This window comes from Vibrio sp. D173a (assembly GCF_030248475.1).
Window position 1 is genome coordinate 1 of the sequence record NZ_JAHGAH010001117.1, and the last position, 1,112, is coordinate 1,112.

The 1,112-nt window shown below is 40.8% G+C and carries 1 pseudogene; it reads right to left on the minus strand.

Annotated features, from left to right (window positions below):
- Window positions 1-287: 287 nt before the first annotated feature.
- A pseudogene (locus KIV40_RS31685) lies at window positions 288-949 on the minus strand (GntR family transcriptional regulator).
- Between the last annotated feature and the right edge of the window lie 163 nt (window positions 950-1,112).

Below are 1,112 nucleotides of genomic sequence, written 5' to 3' on the forward strand. Positions count from 1 at the left end.
TCAGCAGTTATCAGTAGTCATAAACAAATAAGCCTTAGCCACGAATAAACAAGCAGTAGCCACAAATAAAACAACCCGCTCAATAGCGGGTTGTCTTTATTCTCAGAGGATGACGACTTTGGTGCTCGTGTACGCCTGTACTACGAATTCTAAACTGTCGTTACTTAAGAATAAAAACAACCCGCTATTGAGCGGGTTGTTTTATTTGTGGCTACTGCTTGTTTATTCGTGGCTACGGCTTATTTGTTTATGACTACTCATAACTGCTGAATCTCGTCTCGACATCGTTACTTTTTGTCTCGGTAACTCATACTTTCGCTGTTAAATGGCGTGTGATAGGTGCATTGATAGTTAATATCAATGATGTCGCTAACGATAAACAGCTCACCTGACGTTAAGAAGCCTCGGTTGGTAATATTCATTGCCGCAGCGTTTTTCTTACAGCCGAGTAATTCCGCATCATCTTTAGAGACATTGACCGCCTGATAAGTGGTGAGGTAGCTATCTATTTCAAGCCCGATTGATAAGGCGTGTTTTTGGATTGAGCTTTCGATGATATCCGCATTCATATCGGGAAATACTCGAACGGGTATTTTTGCTTCTTCTATTTGAACGACTTTATTGTTGATCAATCTTAAGCGTCTAATCTTCCAAATATACTCACTGTCTGTAAGTGAAAATATCTGCTGCTCGTGCTGATCCGGTAGGGCTTTATTAAGCTGAATTTTTTTGTAGGAGAGCCGATAAGTGCGGTATTCACAAAGTAGCCCGAGCCGACTTTAGATTTGACCATGCCGATCGCTTCGAGCTTGGCTAAAGCCTTACGAATCGTAAATCGAGACAACCCATAGATCTCTGAGAGCTCTCTTTCTGCTGGGAGTTTATGGTTGATGCTGTTCTGGCAGATCTTGCTAACAATATCTTGAACAACTAATTCATACTTCTTCATTCTCAGAACTCAAAACACTCATCATGACTATATTATAGTGAACTAAATCAGAGACTCAGCACGCAGGGTAGGAGTCATAATTCTATCACATACGGCTAAATAGGCGCTTGGAAATAGAGTCGAGAAGTGATCAAAAACATCTCCTTAACAGTACAACACCTAT